The following is a 16,205-nucleotide window of genomic DNA, read 5'->3' as shown; positions in this document are numbered from 1 at the left end:
TCAGACTCGGCGGCGCTCCCGTTCGGCGGCCAACTCGGCGATGACCACTTCGGCGGCCACCGTCTGGCTGTACCCGCGGCGGGCCAGCATCCCAATCAGCCGTCGAGTCACCTTCGTGTCGTCCCCGGTGAGCACCTCCCGCCGCAGCCTGGTCCGGATCAACGCCTCGGCGCGGTCTCGCTCGGCACCGGCGTCGATGCCGGCCAGTACCGAGGTGATCACGTCGTTGCCCACACCCTTGGTGTGCAGCTCGGCGGCCAGCGCGCGTTTGCTCTTTCCGGCGTTCGCGCGCCGGGACCGCACCCACTGTTCGGCGAAGTCGGTGTCGTCCACCAAACCAACGGCGGCCAGCCGATCCAGTACGCGGTTGCTGACGTCCTCGGGGTAGCCCTTTCTGGTCAGCTGACCGGCTAACTCGGCCCTGGTCCGCGCTCGCGCGGTGAGCAGGCGCAGGCACAACGCCCGCGCCTGCTCCTCGCGACGAGCAGACTCAGAAGTCGACGGGGGCGGGCAAGACGTCATCGGTCACCACTGCACCAATGCCGAGCTTTTCCTTGATCTTCTTTTCGATCTCGTTGGCCACCTCGCCGTTCTCGAGCAGGAAGTTACGCGCGTTCTCCTTGCCCTGCCCGAGCTGCTCGCCCTCATAGGTGAACCAGGAGCCGGACTTGCGGATGAAGCCCTGATCCACACCCATGTCGATGAGCGAGCCTTCCCGGCTGATGCCCTTGCCATAGAGGATGTCGAACTCGGCCTGCTTGAACGGAGGCGACACCTTGTTCTTGACGATCTTGACCCGGGTGCGGTTGCCGACCGCGTTGGTGCCGTCCTTGAGCGTCTCGATCCGCCGCACATCCATGCGCACCGACGCGTAGAACTTCAGGGCCTTGCCACCGGTTGTCGTCTCGGGCGAGTTGTGCACCATTACACCGTCAACGAAATAGTTGTGATTACCTTCGACTTCGATGTCGAAGCGGTTCATCGAACGAGTATGCGATTTGACGTGCACATCGAGGATTCGCGCCGGCACCAGCGCCTCCGTCGGTTCGACAAACTCCGTTCGAACGTTGCCGTGGCCACGGAATCGGGGCAGCAACTTGTACTCCATGGAGGGCGCCATGTAGGGCGCCACCAGCTCCTGGAACCTGGCCGATGAGGCTGTCGAAAAGACCAACACCGCTTTTCCGGCCGAGCCGGCGGTGCGCAGTTTCACATCCATGCCGTGCGTGTCACGCAGATAGTCGCTCAACCGCGCCCTAGTACCTTCAGTCATAGCCTCGACACAGATCTCGATGCGTCCGCTACCACCAGCGGTACGCTCCTGCAATCCCTTGGAGCGCAAGCTGAATGAGCCGTCATCCATGTACCAGATGGCCAGGGCCAGCGGCGTCAACGCTTTGAGGTACTCCTCGGAGAGGAACTTTTTCCCATCCCCGAGGTACACCGCTCGGCGCAGCTCGGCGAGTTCTGGCAGGGGCGTGAAGTCAACGAAGCTCGCGCCCTTTTTGTTCTCCCTGACGGTGTGCGCGATGTTGCCCATCAATGCGGTCTTCCAGCGCAGGTAGTCCAGCTGCTTGGCACCGTGCCCCAACCGGAACCGGACACCATTGCGTCCGCGCGGGTTGGGCGAGAGATTCCCGTCACCCATCAACGATCCCAACACAACCTGGAACTGCTGGTCGCTGAGCAGACGGGGTTCGGCAGCCATCACCCGGTCTCCGGTGTTGAGGTCTCCAGCTTCAATCCAGCCTCCGGGCGTGCGGATTAGGTGGTTAGGAGTGGCGGCGAATTGCGACTTGCCGTTGCCACCGGACTTTTCAACGGTGAACTGCAGAAACTGTTCTGCCGGGCCGTTGTTGAACCAGTTGACTACCTTGCGCGGCATGACCTTGTCGGTTATCGGGTCATAGGACAGAACCTCGACGTCCATCTTGTTGTTGACGATCTTGCCGATCTTCTCGGTGCTGCCGTCCGCCAAGGTCACTCGGGTGGCGTAATTCATGCACCCGAACATCACACCGATCTTCTCCCGCAGCTGGTTGATGAAGATCGCCGTGGTTCCCGAATTGTTCAGCGCCCCAGTCATTTTCCGCAGCGCCTGGCTCATCAACCGGGCCTGCAGGCCGACGTGGCTGTCGCCCATCTCGCCTTCGAGTTCCGCACGCGGCACCAGCGCGGCCACCGAGTCGATGACCACGATGTCGAGTGCACCCGAGCGGATCAGCATGTCGGCGATCTCGAGTGCCTGCTCCCCGGTGTCCGGTTGGCTCACCAGCAGCGAATCGGTGTCGACACCGAGCTTCCTGGCGTAATCCGGATCCAGCGCGTGCTCGGCGTCGATGAACGCCGCTACCCCGCCGGCGGCCTGGGCATTGGCCACCGCGTGCAATGCCACGGTGGTCTTACCCGAGGACTCTGGCCCGTAGATCTCGATGACCCGGCCTCGCGGCAAACCGCCGATGCCCAGCGCGACATCCAGCGCGATGGACCCGGTCGGGATAACTGAAATCGGCTGACGCACCTCGTCTCCGAGGCGCATCACCGAGCCCTTGCCATAACTCTTCTCGATCTGGGCCATTGCCAGTTCGAGAGCCTTCTCGCGGTCGGGGGCTTGAGCCATGATGCCTCTCCTGTAGTCGGTGTTCGGTGACCTGTATTGGTCGGTTGGCCGTGACACTAGAGAAGGCCACTGACAAGTCGAGATTTCCGAATGATCACCACAGTAGCCGAACACCTGTTCGACTCAAGCCAGACACGCCGGGTGTGGCAACATATCCGGATTGACATCTCCGCAGAGCTCGCCGAAGTTGCCAGCTACGGCGGGTTTTTCGACGTGACCGTGGGCGGTGACCCGGCCCGATGGCACCCCGTCGGCGCGTCCTACACCGCCGGCTACGCCGATCTCATCGCCGCCACGCTCGACCGCTACCACACCGCCGAGTGGCGCATCGGCGCCTCACTGGTACACCTCGGCCACGCCGCCCGACTGTGGTCGCCCGTGCTGGCCTGCGTGCTGGCCCACGGCGTCATCCCCGACCTGACCGACCTGCAGCGCGCCGACAACGGCGCGCAACTGCGTCTACCCGAACCCCTCGGGCAACGCGCCTCGCCCTCCCCCGAGTTGCTGTATCGCGTCGTCGTGCAAGAGCAGATGGAACCGTTCGCCGCCGGCCTGCGCGCCCGCCTGGCACCGGGTCTGCTCTACGGAAATATCGCGTCCGCGCTGACCGGTTCGGCACGCATGCTGCTTGCGGCCCGTCCCGACTTGCGCGAGCCGATCACGCGCCTCACGACCGGCCTACTCGAGACGGGCGAACTTGCCGGCAGCGGCACTGTCATCGGCCCCGACTTGGGCTTCACGCGCAACAGTTGCTGCCTCTACTACCGCATTCAGGGTGGCGGTAAATGCGGGGACTGCCCGCTGTAGCGCGCATTGACTCTGCGCTGGTGGCGCCTTTGTCCGAGTAGTTCGCGCCCTCAGCGCAGAATCAACGAACGCTCACCACTGATCGCGCGGCACGTCGAAGTCGGCACACAGCGCCCGCCACACATCACGGGGCTCGACGCCGGCCTCGATGGCCTGAGCGGCGGTACGGCCGTCGAATCCGCTCAACACGTGGTCTACCAGCACCGACGATCCATAGGCAGCGCCGAACCGCAACACCACCCGCTCGTTGAATTCCGTCAGCCGCACGCCAGCCAACATACCCAGCTCCTCAGCCCGCTAAAGCAATTGCTTCGTGGCATACCCGCACCGGATCGGCGACGTCGGCGATGCTCGCGGCGGCACGTTGGGCGGCCTGTCGATACCTCGGCGACGAGAGCACCTCGGTAACCTCCGCGACCAGCGCCTCGCCCGTCAACGGACGAATCAATCGTCCGCTGCCTTGCCTCACCACTCGGTTGGCCATCTCCCACTGATCGCCGCCGCCGGGCACCACCACCATCGGCACGCCGGCCAGCAAGGTCTTGGCCACCATTCCGTGACCACCCCCGGCTATCACCAGATCGGCGTGCGTCAACAGGTCGTCTTGGCGCCCCAAACCCACCACCGCCCACGGCGGCACGGTCAGATCCTCGCCGCCCAGCCGCGACACCACCAAGCGCGCACCCGCCGGCAGGGTGTCGTCCGGCTTCAGGCAGGCCAGCGCGAGTTCGGCCAGCCCCTCGGTGCCGGTGTGTGCGGTGGACGGCGCGACCACGACCACCGGCCCTGGCCCCGGCGGGACATCGAGCACCCGATCGGTCGGCTCGAAATGCAACGGGCCGACCACGACGGCCTCGTCGGGCCAATCCGGTCGCGCTACCTCCAACGCCGGCAGCGTCGCGATCAGCCGCCGCACCGGCCCCGGATCGCGCGCCGGCAGACCGATCTCGACGCGGACCGCGGCGCGCTGCCGAGCGCCCGCGCGCACGGACCGCGCGGTCAGCGCGCGCATCACGGTGTCGCGCAGCCTGCCGCGCACACCGACGCCCGGCGCCAGGCCGCTGCCGATCGGCGGCAGCCCTCTCGACGGCAAATAGAGCGGGTGCGGGCAGAGCTCGACCCAAGGGATGCCGAGCACCTCCGCGGCCATGCCGCCCCCGGCGGTGATGACATCAGAGACCACCAGATCCGGTTCGAGCTCACGCAGGGCGGGGGCGATGAGCACGGCCATCCGTGCGGCTCTGCGGTGAATTCGGGCGCCGGCGTCGACGTCCTCGTCGGTGGCTTTGAGCCCGTCCAGTTCGACGGCCTCGACGCCCACGTCGCGGGCGGAATCCAGCCATTCCACGCCGGTGAACAAGGTCGGCGTGTCGCCGGCAGCTGAAAAGCATTGACACAGCGCGATTGCGGGAAACGAATGCCCGGGGTCCGGCCCGGCTACCACGGCGACGCGCATCGGCCCTACCCTGCCACAACCGTGCTCGCCTAGGCTGGCAACCATGACTGAGCTGACTCAGAGGACAACCGATGACAACATCCGCACGGTCGAGGGGTTCCTGTATGCACTGCAGGACGAGGATTTCGAGACTGCCGACGCGGCATTGGCCGATGACCTGGTCTACGAAAACGTCGGATACTCGAGAATCCGCGGTGGCCGCAAGGTCGGCAAGCTGTTCCGCAAAATGCAGGGGCGGATCGGATTCGAGGTCAAGTTCCATCGCGTGGCCTCCGACGGGGATGCAGTGCTCACCGAGCGCACCGACGCGTTGATTTTCGGACCGCTGCGGTTGCAGTTCTGGGTCTGCGGGATCTTCGAGTTGCGCGACGGGCGAATCACGCTGTGGCGCGACTACTTCGACAGCTACGACTTCCTCAAGGCGATCGTGCGCGGCGTGGCCGGAATCGTCATCCCGTCGCTGCGGGCAACTCTCTAGCCGGCCTTACTGGACTTTCCGCAACCCGCCGAGTTCGTCGAAAGCCTGCGCCCAACCGGCCAGACGGTCGGTGGCGTCGACGAGTTCGTCGCGATAGCGCTGCTGGGTGAGCACCGGGACACTACTGCCCGCGCCTTCCCCGCTCGCCGAGGAAACCAAGTGCGCTGCCGCGGTAACCATTTCGTTGTACTGCCGAACGCCGGCACCTAGCTGCGCGGTGTAGGCGTTGATAGTCGGAACCAGATAGTCGCGCGACGATTCCGCCGAGTGCGCGGCCCGTTCCATCGACACCACTTCGGCCGCGGTGGCCGCCATTGCCGCCGATGTCCGCTTGGCGGCGTCGGTCAGGTCGCTGATCTCGTCGGCCGGCAACATCGACCCGCGCTCCAGCACGCCCAGCAAGGAGAAAAAGCCACGTTCGGAAGCACCGAGCGCGTACATGGCCGGGCGGGCGGCCGAACCGGCCGGTGGGAGTCGCCGAATGGAGGTCGGTCGCTGGGTGGGCAGCGGTTCAGATTTCAGCCAGTAGTACCGGAAGAACAACAGCGTCGCCGGGATCACCATCACGACCGCGACGGCGCCGGTGATCTGCAAGAGCAGCGCAAACCACCCCCACGCCGCCAGAATCGCCGTCACCAGGCCCCAGAAGACCACACCGATACTGAAGATCCAGGCCCACCGCAGCGCACGACGGCGGCGCCGTAGCTGCCGGGCACGAGGATCGGTGACCGCGCTGATCTTCTCGGCGATCAAGCCGGCCAGATCGACGACGGTGTCGAAGCCACGCTGCAGCCACCCGCGCCGCACCCCGCGCTGCTTCGATCGAACCGCCATCAGATTGCCCCGCTACTGCCCGAACGGTTTCTCGAGATTCGCCCCGCCGGACTCGGTGGCAGGTCTGGCCGGCGCGGTCCCGGGCTGTGCCGCGCCGCCGGCCGGTAGCGCGTCGCCGCGCATCGAGGCGCGAATCTGCTCCAGCCGGGAATGCCCGGCCATCTGGACGCCGGCCTGCTCGACCTCGAGCATGCGGCCCTGCACCGAGCTCTGCGCGAGTTCTGCCGAACCGATCGCGTTGGCGTAACGGCGTTCGATCTTGTCCCGCACCTCGTCGAGGCTGGGCGTGTTGCCGGGGGCGGCCAGCTCGCTCATCGACCGCAGCGACGCGCTGACCTGCTCCTGCATCTTGGCCTGCTCGAGCTGGCTGAGCAGTTTGGTGCGCTCGGCGATCTTCTGCTGCAGCACCATCGCGTTGCGTTCGACAGCCTTCTTAGCTTGACCCGCCGCCTGCAGAGCCTGATCGTGCAAGGTTTTGAGGTCTTCGACGCTCTGCTCGGCGGTGACCAACTGGGCGGCGAACGCCTCGGCGGCATTGTTGTACTCGGTCGCTTTGGCGGCATCGCCGTTGGCGACGGCCTGGTCGGCCAGGGTCAGCGCCTGACGAACGTTGACCTGCAGCTTCTCGATGTCGGCGAGCTGCCGGTTTAGCCGCATCTCCAGCTGACGCTGGTTGCCGATCACCTGCGCGGCCTGCTGGGTCAGCGCCTGGTGGGTGCGCTGCGCTTCCTCGATGGCCTGCTGAATCTGGACTTTGGGGTCGGCGTGCTCGTCAATCTTGGAGTTGAACAGCGCCATCAGGTACTTCCACGCTTTGACGAACGGATTGGCCATCAGTTAGCTCCGCCTTCGCTTCTTGTCATCTACCGGATGGGCCGCATGCATACCCTGCAGCTCAATTTAGTGGGTCAGCTGCGCTCACCGCACCCATGGTGCATATCTGATGGGTACGGGTCCGGCCGCCGCACTCAAGCCACCGCCAACGAGGCCACCGGCGGAATGACAACCTTGGTGCTCACGTCGATACTCGGTGCGCTGCGCGCCACGCGCTCCTCGCGCGCCATCCGCTCCCCGGCATCGATGAGTACCTGCGACAGCGGCACCTCCAACGCGCTGCAAATCGAGGTGAGCAGCTCGCTGGAAGCTTCCTTGCGGCCGCGCTCAACTTCTGACAGATACCCGAGGCTCACCCGCGCCGAATCGGACACCTCGCGCAGCGTACGGCCCTGCGCTGTCCGGGCCCCCCGCAGCACGTCGCCAACGACTTCACGCAGCAGTGACGCCATCGTGCTCTCCTTCACGTCTTCAAGTCCGATCGCAGCCCACAAAGCATGGGTCTTTAGGTCAACGCAAGCGGTGTCTGAGATGGTTCCCGCTGGATCTAAGCTGCGCGCTTTGCGTGCCGGACTTCACGAACGGTCGACGCCACGTAGTCGATCCCGGTGACGACGGTGAGCAGGATGGCCAGGCCCATCACGACCTCCGCAACCGTGTGCAGGAAGCCGGATAGCGGTAACACGAACAATCCGATCGCCACCGCCTGGACCAGGGTCTTGAGCTTGCCGCCCCAGCTGGCCGGGATGACGCCGCGGCGGATCACAGCCAGCCGCAACACGGTGATCGCGAGTTCACGGGCCATGATCAACACGGTGACCCACCACGGCAGGTCGCCCAGCATGGACAGGCCGATCAGCGCCGCGCCGATCAGGGTTTTATCGGCGATCGGATCGATGAATGCGCCGAATTCGGTTGCCATGCCGTAGTTGCGCGCCAGCTGCCCGTCGAACCGATCGGTGATGCAGGCGGCGGCGAAGATCGCCCAGGCCACGATCCGTGCGACGGTGTGATGACCGTCGCCGTAGAACAGGGCATACAAGAAGATCGGGACGAGCACGAGTCGCAGCAGCGTGAGGATGTTCGCCAGGTTGGCAATGCGGGCTTGGCCCGATGCCTGCCCCGTCTGCGGTTGCCCCGACACGGCAACAGAATAACGGCTGGCCAGCTCATGTGGAGCGCGACGTCGATAGTGTTTTCGGCGTGACCGAAAGTCCACCCGATTCCCGGCCGGTGGTTCGGCGGGCGCGAACGTCGGATGTTCCGGCGATCAAGCATCTCGTCGACACCTATGCCGGAAAGATCCTGCTGGAAAAAAATCTCGTCACGCTCTATGAGGCCGTCCAGGAATTCTGGGTGGCTGAACACCCGGACGGCGACGGAAAGGTCGTCGGTTGCGGTGCATTGCACGTGTTGTGGTCGGATCTCGGCGAGATCCGCACGGTGGCCGTTGATCCGGCGCTGACCGGGCACGGTATCGGCCACGCGATCGTCCATCGCCTGCTCGAGGTCGCGCGTGAACTGCAGCTCGAGCGGCTGTTCGTGTTGACCTTCGAAACGGAGTTCTTCGGCAAGCTCGGGTTCACCGAGATCGAGGGCACACCCGTCACCGCCGAGGTGTTCGAGGAGATGTGCCGCTCTTATGACATCGGTGTCGCCGAGTTCCTGGACCTGAGCTACGTCAAACCCAACATTCTGGGCAACTCCCGCATGCTGCTGGTGCTGTAACTGCGCCAGCTGGGGCACCTCCCGCTCGCCAGCAGACGCAGAATCGCACGAAACGGCACGTTTCAGTGCGATTCTGCGTCTGCTCGGCCTTACTCGTCCGGGTCGCCACCGTCGGCGTTGGCGCCGCCACGGATCAACGCCAGCGTGCCGGCCAGCTCGTCCGGCTTGACCAGCACCTCGCGGGCCTTGGATCCCTCGGACGGCCCGACGATGTTGCGGGTCTCCATCAGATCCATCAGCCGGCCGGCCTTGGCGAACCCGACGCGCAGCTTGCGCTGCAGCATCGAGGTCGAGCCGAACTGGCTGGACACCACCAGCTCCACGGCCTGCAGGAAGACGTCCATGTCGTCACCGATGTCCGGGTCGACGTCGGTGCGCTCGCCAGTCTGCTTGGCGGTGGTGACGCCCTCGGTGTACTCGGGTTCGGCCTGGTTCTTGCAGGCGGCGACGACGGCCTGGATCTCCTCGTCGGTGATGTAGGCGCCCTGTAACCGGATCGGCTTGCCCGCGCCCATCGGTAGGAACAGCCCGTCTCCCATGCCGATCAGCTTCTCCGCGCCGGCCTGATCCAGGATGACCCGGCTGTCGGTCAGCGACGATGTGGCGAACGCCAGGCGCGACGGCACGTTCGTCTTGATCAGGCCGGTGACGACGTCGACGGACGGGCGCTGAGTGGCCAGCACCAGGTGGATGCCGGCCGCGCGGGCCTTCTGGGTGATCCGCACGATGGCGTCCTCGACGTCGCGCGGCGCGGTCATCATCAGGTCGGCCAGCTCGTCGACAATCGCCAGGACGTATGGGTAGGGCCGGTACACCCGCTGGCTACCCAGCGGCGCGGTAATAGCACCGGATCTCACCTTTTCGTTGAAGTCGTCGATGTGACGCACCCGGGACGCCTGCATGTCCTGGTAGCGCTGCTCCATCTCCTCAACCAGCCAGGCCAGCGCCGCCGCGGCCTTCTTCGGTTGGGTGATGATCGGTGTGATCAGGTGCGGAATGCCTTCATAGGGCGTCAGTTCCACCATCTTCGGGTCGATCAGGATCATCCTGACCTCTTCCGGGGTGGCCCGGGTCAACAGCGACACCAACATCGAGTTGACGAAGCTGGACTTGCCCGAACCGGTGGAGCCGGCGACCAGCAGGTGCGGCATCTTGGCCAGGTTGGCCGAGATGAAGTCGCCCTCGATGTCCTTGCCGAGCCCGATGACCAGCGGGTGATGGTCGCGTCGGGTCGACGGCGCGGTGAGCACGTCGGCCAGGCGCACCATTTCGCGGTCGGTGTTGGGCACCTCGATGCCGACCGCGGATTTGCCGGGGATCGGCGCCAGCATCCGGACGCTCTCGGTGGCAACTGCGTAGGCGATGTTCTTTTGCAGCGCGGTGATCTTTTCCACCTTGACGCCGGGACCCAACTCGACCTCGTAGCGGGTGACGGTGGGCCCGCGGGTGCAGCCGGTGACGGCCGCGTCGACCTTGAACTGGGTCAGCACTTCCCCGATGGCGCCGGCCATGTGCGTATTGGCGGCGCTGCGCTTCTTGGGCGGATCGCCGGCGACCAGCAGATCCAGCGGCGGCAGCGTATAGGGGCCTTCGACGACGCGGTCCAACACCTGGGTGTCCCGCTTCTCAGCTTTCGGGCTGCGTTTGCGGGACCGCGGCTCCGGAATGGTCGGCGTCTCGTCGGCGAGTGGTTCGTCGGGCGTCTGCGCCGACGGCCAGGCGCGCAATTCCTCGTCGGAGCGCGGCTCGTCGTAGTAGCCGTCCGAAAAGTCTTCGGCCGGAGCGACTTCCACGGTGTCTGCGTCGTCGCCCGCAAAGTCTCGGGGGTCTTCGTCTTCGTACTCGTAATCGCCCCCGAAGATTCGGGTGCCGAACATGCTGCGCAAGGCGTCGGGCACCTCGCGGATGGTGATGCCGGCAAGCAGCAGCAAGCCGAACAGCCCGCAGATGAACAGAAGCGGAGCGGCGATCCACGCGGTCAATCCATCCGAGAGCGGACCTCCGATGGCGAAGCCGACGAATCCGGCTGCCCGTCGGCGCAATTCGGGGTCTTCGGGCGAGCCCGCCCACAGGTGCCGCAGACCGAGGAAGGACAGCGCGATCAGGCTGGACCCGAGGATCAGACGCGGTCGCGCGTCGGGGTTGGGTTCGGTACGCATCAGCACTATTGCCACGGCGGCAGCGATCAGCGGCAGCAGTACCACCGCCGACCCGACGAACATCCGCAGACCCGCGTCCACCCACGCGCCGACGGGCCGGGCGGCGTCGAACCACGAACTCGCGGCGATGATTACGGCCACGCCGAGCAGTACCAGCGCGATGCCGTCGCGACGATGGCCCGGCTCGATGTGCCGTGCTTGGCCGATGGAACGTGCCGCGCCGCCGGTCCCCTTTGCGGCCATCATCCAGGTGGCGCGGGCGGCCCGACCGCACGCGACGCCGGCCGACATGAGCAGTGATTGGTTGCGCCGTTTCGCCGGCCTGCTTACTCGCTTGACGGGCCTGCTCGCCGGCTTTCTGGGCGCCCGAGAAGTTCGCCCAGCTCCGGAGCTGGCCCGCGGAGTGGACTTCGAGGGCTGCCGAGACCTGCTCGTTCGGGTTCCGGAGCGGGCTGCGGTCTTACTGGCCATGCCCGCAAGCGTAGTCGCAACAACAACATCTGCACCACCCGCCACACTGGTAACGGGGCGGTATCCGCGACGTGCTCGGTTCGTTACCTGGCGGCGTGGGTAGGGTGACTCCAAACCCGCCCGTCAGAGTTGCCAGGAGGCCCAGCATGCCCGTCGTCGTCGTCGCCACGCTGACCGTGAAGCCGGAATCGGTAGACACCGTCCGCGAGATCCTCACCACCGCGGTCGAAGAGGTGCACGCCGAGCCCGGGTGCCAGCTTTACTCCCTGCACCAGTCCGGTGAGACCTTCGTTTTCGTCGAGCAATGGGCCGACGAAGAGGCCCTCAAGACCCACAGCACCGCCCCCGCGGTCGCCAAGATGTTCACCGCCGCCGGGGAGCACCTCGCCGGCGCGCCCGACATCAAGATGCTGCAGCCGGTTCCGGCCGGAGACGCCGATAAGGGCCAAATCCGCGTCTGATGACTCGGCCACTAGAAGGCAAGACGGCCTTCATCACCGGAGCCGCTCGCGGCCAGGGCCGCGCACACGCGCTGCGACTGGCCACCGACGGCGCGGACATCATCGCAGTCGACCTCTGTGGCCAGATCGACAGCGTGCCGTACCCCCTCGGCACCACCGAGGACCTGGCTGCCACCGTCAAGCTCGTTGAGGACACCGGGGCCCGCATCGTCGCACAACAGGCCGACGTCCGTGATCGAGCCGCACTGGACGCCGCGCTGCGAAGCGGACTCGACGAGTTCGGCCGACTCGACATCGTCGTCGCGAACGCCGGTATCGCACCCATGCAATCCGGCGACGACGGCTGGCATGACGTGATCGACGTCAATCTCACCGGCGTCTATCACACCATCGAGGTCGCCATACCGGCCATCAAAGAGCACGGCAGCGGCGGCTCGATCGTATTGATCAGTTCGTCGGCTGGCTTGGCCGGCGTCGCCAGCGCCGACGCGGGCGCCATCGGCTACGCCGCATCCAAGCATGCGTTGGTGGGCCTGATGCGGGTATACGCCAATCTTCTTGCGCCGGACAACATCCGGGTGAATTCGATCCACCCCAGTGGCGTGGCTACCCCGATGATCAACAATGAGTTCACGTTGAAATGGTTGGCGGACATGGCCGCATCGGGCGCGGCTTCTGGTTCGGGCAATGCGCTACCGGTGCAGATTCTGCAGGCTGACGACATCGCCAACGCCGTGGCATGGCTGGTGTCCGATCAGGCTCGCTACATCACCGGCATCGCCATGCCAGTAGATGCGGGATTAGTGAACAAGCGGTAAGTCATGACACGAAATTACGCGGCGCGCACTGCTTTTGGACCAATGGTGTTGGCCGCCGTCGAGCAGAACGAGCCCTCCGAGCGGCGGTTGGTTGAAGATGACCTCGCCGAACTCTTCCTACCGATACCAATGCGACTACTCGTCGCCACCACCCAATGGGCCTCGGTCCGGCGCGCGCTCATCCGCACTTCCGAATGGACGGGCCGTGGGTTGTGGGCGAATCTGGCCTGCCGCAAGCGATTTATCGGCGACAAACTCGCCGAGGCGGTAGACGACATCGATGCGGTGGTGATCCTCGGCGCGGGACTGGATACCCGGCCTTACCGGCTCACCCGACAGATCCGCAAGCCGGTGTTCGAAGTGGACCTGCCGGTCAACATCGCCCGCAAGGCCAAGACGGTACGACGTGTGCTGGGCGAGCTGCCGCTCTCGGTTCGGTTGGTGGCGTTGGACTTCGAGCGGGACGACCTGCTGACTGCATTGGCCGAGCACGGATACCTCCCCGACTACCGGGTGTTCTTCATCTGGGAGGGTGTCACCCAGTACCTCACCGAGGACGCCGTGCGTACCACCCTGGAGGGATTGCGTCCGACAGCGCCGGGGAGCCGCATGGTGTTCAGCTACATACGCCGGGACTTCATCGACGGCACGAACAGGTATGGCACCCGCACGTTGTACCGTTCGGTCCGCGAGCGACGCAAGTTGTGGCACTTCGGTTTACTGCCGGAGGAGGTCGCGCCGTTCCTGGACGAATACGGCTGGCGTCTGCTGGAGCAAGTCGGGCCGGACGACCTGGTGGAGCGCTATGTCGAGCCCACCGGCCGCAAACTCAAAGCGTCCCAAATCGAATGGTCCGCATTCGCCGAAAAGCTTTAGATCTCAAGCACCGTCGGGACGATCATCGGCTGGCGGCGGAACGTCTCCCCCACCCACTTTCCCACGGTGCGGCGCACGCCCTGAGCGATCCGGATCGGATCGGTGACGTTGTTGGCGACCAACTGCTCGAGTTCCGCCTCGACCCTGCGCACGGCCGGTTCCAGCGCCTTGGGATCTTCGGAAAACCCGCGCGAGTGCAGATGAGGAGTCACCGCCGGTTCGCCGGTACCCCGCTTGACCACCACGGTGACCGCGACGAAACCCTCGGACAAGATCAGCCGCTCCCCCAAGGTGATATCGCCGACGTCGCCGGTGATCAACCCGTCGACGAACATCTTGCCGACCGGCACCGCCCCTGCAATGCTGGCTTTTCCTGCGACGAGGTCGACGCTGACGCCGTTCTCCGCCAACAGGATTGACTCCTCCGGCACGCCGGTGCTGGCGGCCAGCTTGGCGTTGGCTCGCAGATGCCGCCAGGTGCCGTGCACCGGCATGACATGGCGCGGGCGGACCCCGTTGTAGAGGAAAAGCAACTCCCCGGCGTACGCATGGCCCGAAACATGCACCCGTGCTTGGGCATTGGTGACGACGCGAGCCCCGATCTTGGCTAGCGAGTCGATGACGCCGTAGACGGCTTCCTCGTTCCCGGGGATCAACGACGACGACAATACGATGAGGTCGCCGGCGGTCAGGGTGATGCTGCGGTGCTCACCGCGCGACATGCGTGACAACGCCGCCATCGGTTCACCCTGGGTGCCGGTGGTAACCAACACAACTCGGTCAGGCGGCATCATCTCCGCCGCGGCGATGTCGATCAGATCCGAGTCGTCGACTCGCAGGAAGCCGAGTTCGCGCGCAATCCCCATGTTGCGCACCATCGATCGCCCCACGAACGACACGCGTCGACCCAAAGCCACTGCGGCGTCGATGATCTGCTGCACCCTGTCGACGTTGGATGCGAAACACGCCACGATAACGCGTCCATCGGCGCCCCGGATCAACCGGTGCAGCGTCGGCCCGATTTCGCTTTCCGAGGGCCCCACGCCCGGGTGCTCGGCGTTGGTGGAGTCGCACAGAAACAGATCCACCCCTGCGTCGCCGAGTCGGGACATGCCCGGCAGGTCGGTGGGGCGGCCATCGAGCGGCAGTTGGTCGAGCTTGATGTCGCCGGTGTGCAGCACGGTGCCCGCGCCGGTGTAGACCGCGATGGCCAACGCGTCGGGGATGGAGTGGTTGACGGCGAAGTATTCGCATTCGAAGACGCCGTGCCGGCTGCTCTGCCCCTCCTTGACCTCGACAAACACCGGTTTGATGCGGTGTTCACGGCATTTGGCCGCAACCAACGCCAGGGTGAACTTGGAGCCGACGACGGGGATGTCGGGGCGCAGCTTGAGCAGGAATGGGATGGCCCCGATGTGATCCTCGTGGGCGTGGGTGAGCACCAGGGCTTCGATGTCGTCGAGCCGGTCTTCGATATGCCGCAGATCGGGCAGTATCAAATCGACGCCGGGCTCGTCGTGGGTGGGGAACATCACCCCGCAGTCGATGATCAGCAACCGGCCGAGGTGCTCGAAAACCGTCATATTGCGGCCGATTTCGCTGATTCCGCCCAGCGCAGTGACCCGCAACCCGCCCGCGGTCAGGGGACCTGGTGGGGCGAGCTCCTCGTTCATTAGTCGCTCACCTGAGAACGGAGGCCGCGCGCATATCGGCGGCCAGGGCCTCGATCTGGTCCGGGGTCGCCGGAACCTGTGGCAGCCGCGGATCGCCGGCGTCGATGCCCTGCAGCCGCAATCCCGTCTTGGACAACGTCACCCCGCCCAGGCGGCTCATCGCGTTGCACAACGGCGCCACCGCGACATTGATCTTGCGGGCTGTCGCGATGTCCCCGGAATTGAAGGCGGACAACAACTCTCGAAGCTGACCGGCGGCCAGGTGGGAGATCACGCTGATGAAACCGGTGGCGCCCATGGCCAGCCACGGCAGGTTGAGTCCGTCATCACCGGAGTAGTAGGCCAACCCGGTGTCGGCGATGATCTGCCCGCCGCTGTGCAGGTCGGCCTTGGCGTCCTTGACGGCCACGATGTTGGGATGTAGCGCCAGTTCCCGCAGCGTGTCGGATTCGATCGGCACCACCGAGCGCGGCGGGATGTCGTAGAGCACCACGGGCAGGTCTGTGGCGTCGGCGACGGCGGTGAAATGCGCCGTGAGGCCACGCTGCGGCGGCCTCGAGTAGTACGGGGTGACCACCAGGAGTCCGTGCGCGCCCTCCGCGGCCGCGGCTTTGGCGAGCTTGATGCTGTGCGCGGTGTCGTAGGTGCCAGCACCTGCGATGATCCGCGCCCGGTCACCGACCGCATCGAGCACGACGCGGAGCAGTTCGCGCTTCTCGTCGTCGGTGGTGGTGGGTGATTCACCGGTGGTCCCAGAGAGGACCAGTCCATCGCAACCCTGGTCTACCAGGTGGTGGGCCACGCGTACCGCGGCCGCCGTGTCCAGGGCGCCTTCGGCGTCAAAGGGTGTCACCATCGCGGTCAGCAGGGTTCCCAGACGTGCTGGGGCATCGAATCCGACCGTGCTCACGGTTGTCAAGATTACCTGGCTGCGCCAAGCCGTTTAGCAGTGACGCGATGCGTCGCCGCACGAGCCGAACCGCACGGCGA

At 65.6% G+C, this 16,205-nt stretch carries 17 protein-coding genes; 6 read left to right on the top strand and 11 right to left on the bottom strand.

The annotated features are described in order from the left end of the window. Positions 1-522: a recombination regulator RecX gene (recX, locus tag A5634_RS23260; RefSeq protein WP_065146388.1), complete on the bottom strand. Its 522-nt coding sequence runs from the start codon at positions 520-522 to the stop codon at positions 1-3. Next, positions 491-2,620, bottom strand: coding sequence for an intein-containing recombinase RecA (recA, locus tag A5634_RS23255; protein WP_065146387.1), 2,130 nt, complete (start codon positions 2,618-2,620; stop codon positions 491-493). The genes recX and recA overlap by 32 nt, the downstream gene beginning before the upstream one ends. Before the next feature lie 159 nt (positions 2,621-2,779). Between recA and A5634_RS23250 the strand changes: the two genes are divergently transcribed. Next, positions 2,780-3,427, top strand: coding sequence for a (2Fe-2S)-binding protein (locus A5634_RS23250; protein ID WP_253861841.1), 648 nt, complete (start codon positions 2,780-2,782; stop codon positions 3,425-3,427). A 72-nt stretch (positions 3,428-3,499) separates the two neighbouring features. Here A5634_RS23250 and A5634_RS23245 read toward each other — a convergent pair whose 3' ends face one another. Together A5634_RS23245 and A5634_RS23240 are read right to left on the bottom strand one after the other, a co-directional pair. Continuing rightward, positions 3,500-3,694: a DUF3046 domain-containing protein gene (locus A5634_RS23245; protein WP_437340007.1), complete on the bottom strand. Its 195-nt coding sequence runs from the start codon at positions 3,692-3,694 to the stop codon at positions 3,500-3,502. A 22-nt stretch (positions 3,695-3,716) separates the two neighbouring features. Next, complete coding sequence (locus A5634_RS23240; protein ID WP_065146385.1) at positions 3,717-4,883, bottom strand: glycosyltransferase; 1,167 nt, start codon at positions 4,881-4,883, stop codon at positions 3,717-3,719. A gap of 43 nt (positions 4,884-4,926) precedes the next feature. Between A5634_RS23240 and A5634_RS23235 the strand changes: the two genes are divergently transcribed. After that, positions 4,927-5,361 carry a limonene-1,2-epoxide hydrolase family protein gene (locus A5634_RS23235; RefSeq protein WP_065146384.1) on the top strand — a complete coding sequence of 145 codons (435 nt, stop codon included), beginning with the start codon at positions 4,927-4,929 and terminating at the stop codon, positions 5,359-5,361. A 6-nt stretch (positions 5,362-5,367) separates the two neighbouring features. On the opposite strand, the gene pspM is transcribed toward A5634_RS23235, so the two are convergent. From pspM to pgsA, 4 genes are all read right to left on the bottom strand, one after another. After that, on the bottom strand, positions 5,368-6,195 hold the full coding sequence (pspM, locus tag A5634_RS23230) for a phage shock envelope stress response protein PspM (RefSeq protein WP_065146383.1): 828 nt from the start codon (positions 6,193-6,195) through the stop codon (positions 5,368-5,370). 12 nt (positions 6,196-6,207) lie between these two features. Further along, positions 6,208-7,029 (bottom strand): phage shock protein PspA, encoded by an 822-nt coding sequence (gene pspA, locus A5634_RS23225; protein WP_065146382.1) that lies wholly within the window; start codon positions 7,027-7,029, stop codon positions 6,208-6,210. A gap of 134 nt (positions 7,030-7,163) precedes the next feature. After that, entirely contained in the window at positions 7,164-7,481 is a 318-nt protein-coding gene (clgR, locus tag A5634_RS23220; protein WP_065146410.1) for a transcriptional regulator ClgR, read from the bottom strand. Between the two features lie 95 nt (positions 7,482-7,576). After that, positions 7,577-8,173 (bottom strand): CDP-diacylglycerol--glycerol-3-phosphate 3-phosphatidyltransferase, encoded by a 597-nt coding sequence (gene pgsA / locus A5634_RS23215; RefSeq protein WP_081290611.1) that lies wholly within the window; start codon positions 8,171-8,173, stop codon positions 7,577-7,579. A gap of 59 nt (positions 8,174-8,232) precedes the next feature. Between pgsA and A5634_RS23210 the strand changes: the two genes are divergently transcribed. Next, positions 8,233-8,757 carry an amino-acid N-acetyltransferase gene (locus A5634_RS23210; protein ID WP_065146381.1) on the top strand — a complete coding sequence of 175 codons (525 nt, stop codon included), beginning with the start codon at positions 8,233-8,235 and terminating at the stop codon, positions 8,755-8,757. A gap of 89 nt (positions 8,758-8,846) precedes the next feature. Here A5634_RS23210 and A5634_RS23205 read toward each other — a convergent pair whose 3' ends face one another. Continuing rightward, complete coding sequence (locus A5634_RS23205) at positions 8,847-11,387, bottom strand: DNA translocase FtsK (protein WP_065146380.1); 2,541 nt, start codon at positions 11,385-11,387, stop codon at positions 8,847-8,849. Positions 11,388-11,533: 146 nt separating this feature from the next. On the opposite strand from A5634_RS23205, the gene A5634_RS23200 reads away from it, so the two are divergent. Genes A5634_RS23200 through A5634_RS23190 form a run of 3 tightly spaced genes read left to right on the top strand, consistent with a single transcriptional unit; the run spans position 11,534 to position 13,542 of the window. Then, a complete protein-coding gene (locus A5634_RS23200; protein ID WP_065146379.1) occupies positions 11,534-11,848 on the top strand; it encodes a putative quinol monooxygenase in 315 nt (104 codons plus the stop codon). After that, complete coding sequence (locus tag A5634_RS23195; RefSeq protein WP_065146378.1) at positions 11,845-12,666, top strand: mycofactocin-coupled SDR family oxidoreductase; 822 nt, start codon at positions 11,845-11,847, stop codon at positions 12,664-12,666. The genes A5634_RS23200 and A5634_RS23195 overlap by 4 nt, the downstream gene beginning before the upstream one ends. A gap of 3 nt (positions 12,667-12,669) precedes the next feature. Continuing rightward, on the top strand, positions 12,670-13,542 hold the full coding sequence (locus A5634_RS23190; RefSeq protein WP_065146377.1) for an SAM-dependent methyltransferase: 873 nt from the start codon (positions 12,670-12,672) through the stop codon (positions 13,540-13,542). Here the strand turns inward: A5634_RS23190 and A5634_RS23185 are convergent. Together A5634_RS23185 and dapA are read right to left on the bottom strand one after the other, a co-directional pair. Further along, positions 13,539-15,215 carry a ribonuclease J gene (locus tag A5634_RS23185; RefSeq protein WP_065146376.1) on the bottom strand — a complete coding sequence of 559 codons (1,677 nt, stop codon included), beginning with the start codon at positions 15,213-15,215 and terminating at the stop codon, positions 13,539-13,541. The two genes, A5634_RS23190 and A5634_RS23185, sit on opposite strands and share 4 nt — an antisense overlap. Positions 15,216-15,222: 7 nt before the next feature. Next, positions 15,223-16,125, bottom strand: a complete 903-nt coding sequence (dapA, locus tag A5634_RS23180; RefSeq protein ID WP_065146375.1) for a 4-hydroxy-tetrahydrodipicolinate synthase — start codon at positions 16,123-16,125, stop codon at positions 15,223-15,225. Between the last annotated feature and the right edge of the window lie 80 nt (positions 16,126-16,205).

The organism is Mycobacterium asiaticum (assembly GCF_001673365.1).
GTDB lineage: Bacteria > Actinomycetota > Actinomycetes > Mycobacteriales > Mycobacteriaceae > Mycobacterium > Mycobacterium asiaticum_A.
This window is presented reverse-complemented; position numbering and strand designations above follow the sequence as displayed.